At 44.5% G+C, this 6,318-nt stretch carries 4 protein-coding genes and 1 pseudogene; 3 read left to right on the top strand and 2 right to left on the bottom strand.

Going from position 1 to position 6,318, the window contains the following annotated elements:
• Both GRP75_RS16915 and GRP75_RS16910 read left to right on the top strand, forming a co-directional pair.
• Window positions 1-792: FAD-dependent oxidoreductase (locus tag GRP75_RS16915; RefSeq protein WP_160789867.1), on the top strand; the 792-nt coding region annotated here is incomplete at its 5' end.
• A 563-nt stretch (window positions 793-1,355) separates the two neighbouring features.
• Window positions 1,356-3,698: pseudogene (locus GRP75_RS16910) on the top strand (type IA DNA topoisomerase).
• Between the two features lie 67 nt (window positions 3,699-3,765).
• On the opposite strand, the gene GRP75_RS16905 reads toward GRP75_RS16910, so the two are convergent.
• Window positions 3,766-4,530 (bottom strand): HAD family hydrolase, encoded by a 765-nt coding sequence (locus GRP75_RS16905; protein ID WP_028541704.1) that lies wholly within the window; start codon window positions 4,528-4,530, stop codon window positions 3,766-3,768.
• A gap of 66 nt (window positions 4,531-4,596) precedes the next feature.
• Window positions 4,597-5,514 (bottom strand): hypothetical protein, encoded by a 918-nt coding sequence (locus GRP75_RS16900; protein WP_023988964.1) that lies wholly within the window; start codon window positions 5,512-5,514, stop codon window positions 4,597-4,599.
• 437 nt (window positions 5,515-5,951) lie between these two features.
• Between GRP75_RS16900 and GRP75_RS16895 the strand changes: the two genes are divergently transcribed.
• Window positions 5,952-6,318, top strand: a 367-nt coding sequence (locus GRP75_RS16895) for an MFS transporter (RefSeq protein ID WP_160789866.1), incomplete at its 3' end; no start/stop codon positions are given.

Genomic DNA, 6,318 nt, shown 5'->3' with positions numbered 1-6,318 from the left:
CAGTTGATTGCTGAATATGATGCGGTTGTCCTATGTGGTGGTTCTACGAAGCCGAGAGAATTCAACATTGAAGGTAGCGATTTGAAGGGTGTTCATTATGCGATGGACTATCTGAATGGTACCATCAAAAGTTACTTGGATTCCAACCTGGAAGATGGCAACTATTTGTCCTCCCAAGGTAAGGACGTTATTGTAATCGGTGGTGGTGATACGGGTTCAGACTGTGTAGCTACTTCTTTGCGTCATGGTTGTCGGAGTGTCACTCAATTTGGCACTCACACCAAAGCGCCTATGGAGCGTGACCCGATTGCCAATCCTTGGCCACAATTTCCAAACGTGTATTCTCTCGATTATGCACAGGAAGAAGCGAAGGCGCTGTTCGGAGAAGATCCGCGTGAGTTCTCCATCATGACGACCAAATTTGTAGGTGATGAGAACGGTAATTTGAAAGAGCTGCACACCATTCAAATTCAACGGATTGTTGATGAAACGGGGCGCAAAATCTATCAACCGATTCCAGGTACGGAGCGCGTATTCCCTGCACAAATTGCTCTTATTGCCATTGGATTTGATGGTCCTGAGCAAACGATTGTAGAGCAAATTGGTTTGGAGACGGATCGTCGCTCCAACGTTAAAGCACGTTATGGAAAATATGTTACCAATGTAGATAAGGTTTTTGCTGCAGGTGATATGCGTCGCGGACAAAGTCTTGTCGTGTGGGCTATTAATGAAGGTCGCGAAGCTGCACGAGAGGTTGATAAATACCTCATGGGCGCTACCGTTTTGGTGTAATTATAAATTTTATGTTACGGATCAGTCAAAGCTCCATCTTCGGATGGGGCTTTATTGTATTTCAAGCTGAGTGTCTCAGAAGTGAAATATGAATAAATGTTTATTGGTCTACAATATTTTTCTCAATTAATTTTCTATGGTGGTATGTAAAGTATTGTGAAATGTATGTTATATAATATGACTTTTATTCAGTTGTGTAATCATATATCTCTTATATAAAATGATCATAACATAAAAAAGGGTGTTTAGTGTAGCTTTTTTATAGAAAAAAGAATTATTTCACAAGAAATTTAGATAAAATCCGATATTTGTGTCATGTAAATTAACATATACATAACTTTCATTGACTGTATAAAATCATGACCTGAGAGAACCATGGTATCTATGGTATAATACACGTATATTGTTGAAACGTTAGACTAAATGAATTTACAAAGGAGCTTTCGTCGCGAGAAGGCTCCTTTTGCATGAGGCCGCGATACCTGTGTTTTCATTAACATTCCATGTATATGTATGATTCATGGAGGAGAAACAGAAGGCCGTCAGGAAGGAATGGAGTATGAATGAAGACGTTGATTATTGCTGAGAAACCAGATATGGGACGGACGATTGCCGCTGTTATGGAGCCGCGGGCTAAAAATAACCGTACCTATTTGGAAGGTGAGAAATACATTGTAACCTGGGCGATCGGACATTTGTTGGGTTTGGCTGAGCCGGATGCATACGATGATAAGTACAAACGATGGAATATTATCCCTGAGCAGTTCAAAATTGTACCGAATCCGAAAACAAAAGATCAGCTGAAAATGATTGGTGAACTGGCTAAACGCTGCAATGCCATCGTAAATGCTTGTGATGCTGGACGGGAAGGGCAATATATTTTTGCGTTGATTCAGCAGCAATTGAAGTTGCATCAGCCAGTTAAGCGGCTGTGGATTTCAGATTTGACAGCGGAAAGTATTGCGACAGGCTTTGAACGATTGCGAGATGCTTCGGAGTTTGAATTTCTGACTCAAGCTGCGAGGGCACGAAGTGAAGCGGACTGGCTGATCGGAATGAATGCTTCCAGAGCGTTCACAACACGACATAATACACTGCTGTCAGTAGGACGGGTGCAAACTCCCGTGCTGGCACTGATTCATGACCGGGAAAAGGAAATTGAGGCATTTCATTCTCAAACCTTCTATGATGTGTGGGCTGAATTTAAGCAAGAACAGATCAAGTACAAAGGTGCGTGGCAGGGGGATCGGTTGACGAAGCCAGAGGAAGCTGAGGCGATCGCTGCGGCCGTTCGCGGAAAAACAGGTGAAATCACCAAATATGATACCAAGCAGACAAAAGAGTATCCTTTTAAATTGTACGATTTAACACTGATTCAACGCGAGGCGAATGCCAAGTACGGTTATTCGGCCAAAAAAACACTGGATGTGGCACAAGCGCTTTATGAGCGACACAAGGTCATTTCCTATCCGCGTACCAATTCTAACTATGTGACAGAGCAAAATATAGACGGCATGCACAAGGCACTACGGATGCTGGGGACAGGTCCTTATGCTGATCTGGTACAACAAGCCAACCCCAATTTGGTCCATAAACAGAATAAATCGGTCTGCAATCCATCTCGTGTTGAGGATCACCATGCTATTCTGCCGACGTTAAAAAGGCCAGGAACGTTAAACAAGGAGGAGCAAAATGTATATGACCTGGTTATTCGCAGGTTTTTATCGCATTTTTTCCCGCCTGCTGAATACAAAATGCATACCGTAATGACGCAGGTGGACAAGCATCTGTTTAAAACAAATATCAAAGAGCTTCTTTCCTTGGGTTGGAAAGTAGTTTTAAGTAAGGCTGATCAGGATAAAGGTAAAAAGAGCAAATCACCGTAAAAAGAGGGTGAAGAGAAAACGGACGAGTGGACGGATACGCAGTTTGAGATTGATGCGGGGCGTCCCGTGGATTGTGTTCGGGCCGAGATGAAAGAAAAGGCGACTCAGCCCCCTAAAAGCTACACGGAGGGTACATTGCTTAAGGCGATGGAAAGCGCGGGCAAACAGATGGAGAATGAGGAATTGCGTGAGGTCATGAAGGACGCCGGTTTAGGCACACCTGCGACGCGGGCCGCCACAATTGAACGATTGAAAAAGGTTGGCTATATTGAAATGAAGGGCAAAAAGATTCTTATTACGGAAAAGGGAAAGATGGCTATTGACCTGATCCGTCATGCTGGGGTAGATCTATTAGCCTCGCCGGAGATGACTGGTCAATGGGAACGTCGTCTACACCAAATTTCCAAAGGAGAGGCGGCTCAAGAGAAGTTTATGGATAACGTTAAAAGATTTACGTTGTCCATCATTGACAAGGTGAGGCAGCAGCCACCGGCTCCGGCAAATGCCTTTGGCGAGGAAGCAAGGGGGAAACGTGCAGCTGGAAAAGAAGGCGCACGTAATGTACGCGCGAGTGGAGGCACCGCCGCCAAAGGGGGAGGGCGTGCTACATCAGGACGCGGTGGCAGCGCTGGAAGCGCAACGCTGGAGCAGGCAGCAGCACCAGCAAGTCGTGCTGCGGGAACAGCGGGTTCCGCTGCACGCAGCTCCTCCGATGGAGCCTCAGGCTTTTCGGTGAGCCAAAGGCAAGCTTTGGGTAGCTGCCCACGCTCTAATTGCGGCGGAAGCATTATAGAAGGCCGCAAAGGGTATGGGTGCAGCCACTACAAGCAGGGCTGTGGCTTTGTCGTCTGGAAGGAATATGCTGGAAAGCAGATTACCGGAACGATGCTCAAATCTCTGTTGACGAAGGGACAGACGCAATTGTTGTCTTTTAAGCGTAAAGATGGATCGACCGTCAAAGCGCGAATTGTTCTGAATGAACCAGGTACAGGACAACTTAGCGTTCGAGAGGAATCCTGAGACAGGGTTTAGACCACTATTTTGGCTGAATCAAAGGTTGAATAACATTAAAAACAAAAAAGGGACCCTATCCGAGGGTCCTTTTTTGTTGATGCAATTGTATGCTTTCGTGGATAACTCGTGGTACTTCCGTTAGCTTCTGTATCGTATACATCACGGAGTTCACGTTTTTTTGCAATTCAACCATATTGTAAATCCATTCCTTAGGCTGCTTGAGATACACAGCATGAATACCTGCGGCAAGGGCTGGAGATACATCAGTGCGCAGAGAATTCCCGATCATCCAGGTGATGCTTCGGTCCAAGCGATTCATCTGGATGATTTCTTCCAGTGCTTCGACATTTTTATGCTGGCGAATGTAGATGCGCTCATTAAAGTAGGTAGCCAGTTTCATTTGTTCAATCTTTCTTTCTTGAATGATCTGCTCACCCCCAGTATAAAGGTGGAGGGAATGCCCTGCTTTTTGGAGGGAGTTCAACGTTTCGACCATGCCTGGATACGGTTCGATTTCCTGTTCGTACACACTTCGGCCAAGAGAGCGAAGCTCCTGCTCTTCCCGAAAATCGAGACGGCGTCCGAATTGTTCCGAGAAAAATTGGTACGTATCTATCAGAGATTGTGGAAAATGCTCGCTGGCAAAGCCCACTTGATGAACTCCAGCCACATCAATTTCGATTTGTTTTTCACGAATCGTATTTTTCGTTAGATTATGAGTTGCAAACCATTCCTGAAGCAAATCGAAAAAGTGGTTGAGGATAAGGTCAAAATACTTGTTGCAGTGGACTAAGGTGTCATCAAGATCAAATAAAATGTGCTGCTTCGGATACGACATGATGCATACTCCTTCCAAGCCAAAGCTTTAACGCTGCTTTGGTTATAACTAAAAGTACAATTCAAATTACAATCCAATATAGGATTCCAAAAATACCTGTAAATCAGCCGCGCCATCGGGACGGATGCTGAATTTTTCCTTATGATAACGTCCGATGTGAATACGGAGCAGACCAGCCACTCGTAAAATCATCATATCAGACATGAGTGTATCTTCCAAACGGCTCAAATCATGGCGCATATCTTCGAGAGACTTAGGACCTTGAGCTACATAACGCAGAATTCGCAGCCGCTGCGGATCATTGACCGCACGAGTGAGCCGTAGCAGAAGCGTAGGCGGTTCTTCCTCGCTCTCCTCGGGAATATCTACTGGATACTGGATCAGCAGTGTGCGGGTATAAAAACAGTATGAATTAATCGGGCGATTATGGACAACCGGAAATAGGACTACTGTATCCAGGTCTTCCATGTGTGGCACGACTAGTCCAGCTGTCGCATACTCAACCAGTGCTTCCGGCTCCATTTTACTCAGTAGCATGCGCTTTTCCGCAGCGTCTTCTTCTGCCAACACACGTAGTTCGCCTTCCAAGGCCCGAAAATAATCACGATCCCACAATTTGAGGAGTGGTGCGTATACCTTACGAATGCGTAAAGATTCTTCAAAGGTTAAAAAAGGGATATGCGGAACGAGCAGCTCAAACATATCTTTATCCGGACCGTGGTCCAAATAAGAGATATAATCAGATATTTCATCCGATTCCGGTCGAAGTAACGCCCAGGCATAGAGTGCGTCATAATCGCTAAAAGGGCAATCCTGAGCTGTAGCAAGCTCAGTACGAACTTCATGTTGTAGTCGTGCATCCACCTTGTCGATCCATTCATGGCCCAAGTCCATATCTTGGACCCACTTTTTAGTCACATAGGCCATGAAGCTGCCGAGCAATTCATAAATTGGAGAAGTGTCTATTTTAATTTGATAACTCATGGAACCCAATGCCTCCTATTCTGTCTTCTAGCCCAGAGCGGTGAACGTAATTAAGCCCGTCCATAAGCAAAACATGAGCATTTTAATAATTGCTCACTTATTTATTATGGCTTGTTCTGCCAGGGATTGTCCACTATAATATGAAATAGTGCGTTGTGACGTGAATGGGTTCGGATTGAACATACGAGGCTCCTTAACCAAAGGAGTCGGATACATACCAGACAAGCTCTTTCCGTAAAATCGTCATCTCAGATGGCGATTTTTTTCTTCTATTCTTTAATACACTAATTACACCTGAATTTGTATGTGTTTGTCGGTTTTGCAGGACGGTATGGAATACATAGTGATAAGAATTATTATTGATTATGGAATCAAATGCAAATCATTTCTTAACATTAATTTTAATTATTTTATTTGTTCGATCAGGAGGAGCTAGGATGTCGTCGTCGTTACGGGTTCATTATTTTATTTTAATTGCTGTTATTATTGTTGCTGGATTATGCCAAGGTTTATTATTACCTATTCTGTCTATCTCGTTGGAACAAATGGGAGTTTCATCTTCACTAAACGGAATGAATGCGGCTGCCCTGTATATTGGTTCATTCGCAATGACGTTGGTGGCAGAACGGACATTGGGCTTGTTGGGGTTCAAAAAGCTGATGGCCGGAGGGCTTGTGCTAGTGCTCGTTACGCTACTGCTGTTCCCGCTAATCCCTGATATTCGGGTATGGTTCGTACTGCGTCTGCTAGTAGGTATTGGTGACAGTGCACTGCACTACTCTGCGCAGCGATGGATATTGTTCG

The organism is Paenibacillus sp. OT2-17 (assembly GCF_009827695.1).
Taxonomy (GTDB): domain Bacteria; phylum Bacillota; class Bacilli; order Paenibacillales; family Paenibacillaceae; genus Paenibacillus; species Paenibacillus polymyxa_B.
The sequence above is the reverse complement of the archived record's forward strand: the minus strand, read 5'-3'. Positions and strand labels throughout refer to the sequence as shown.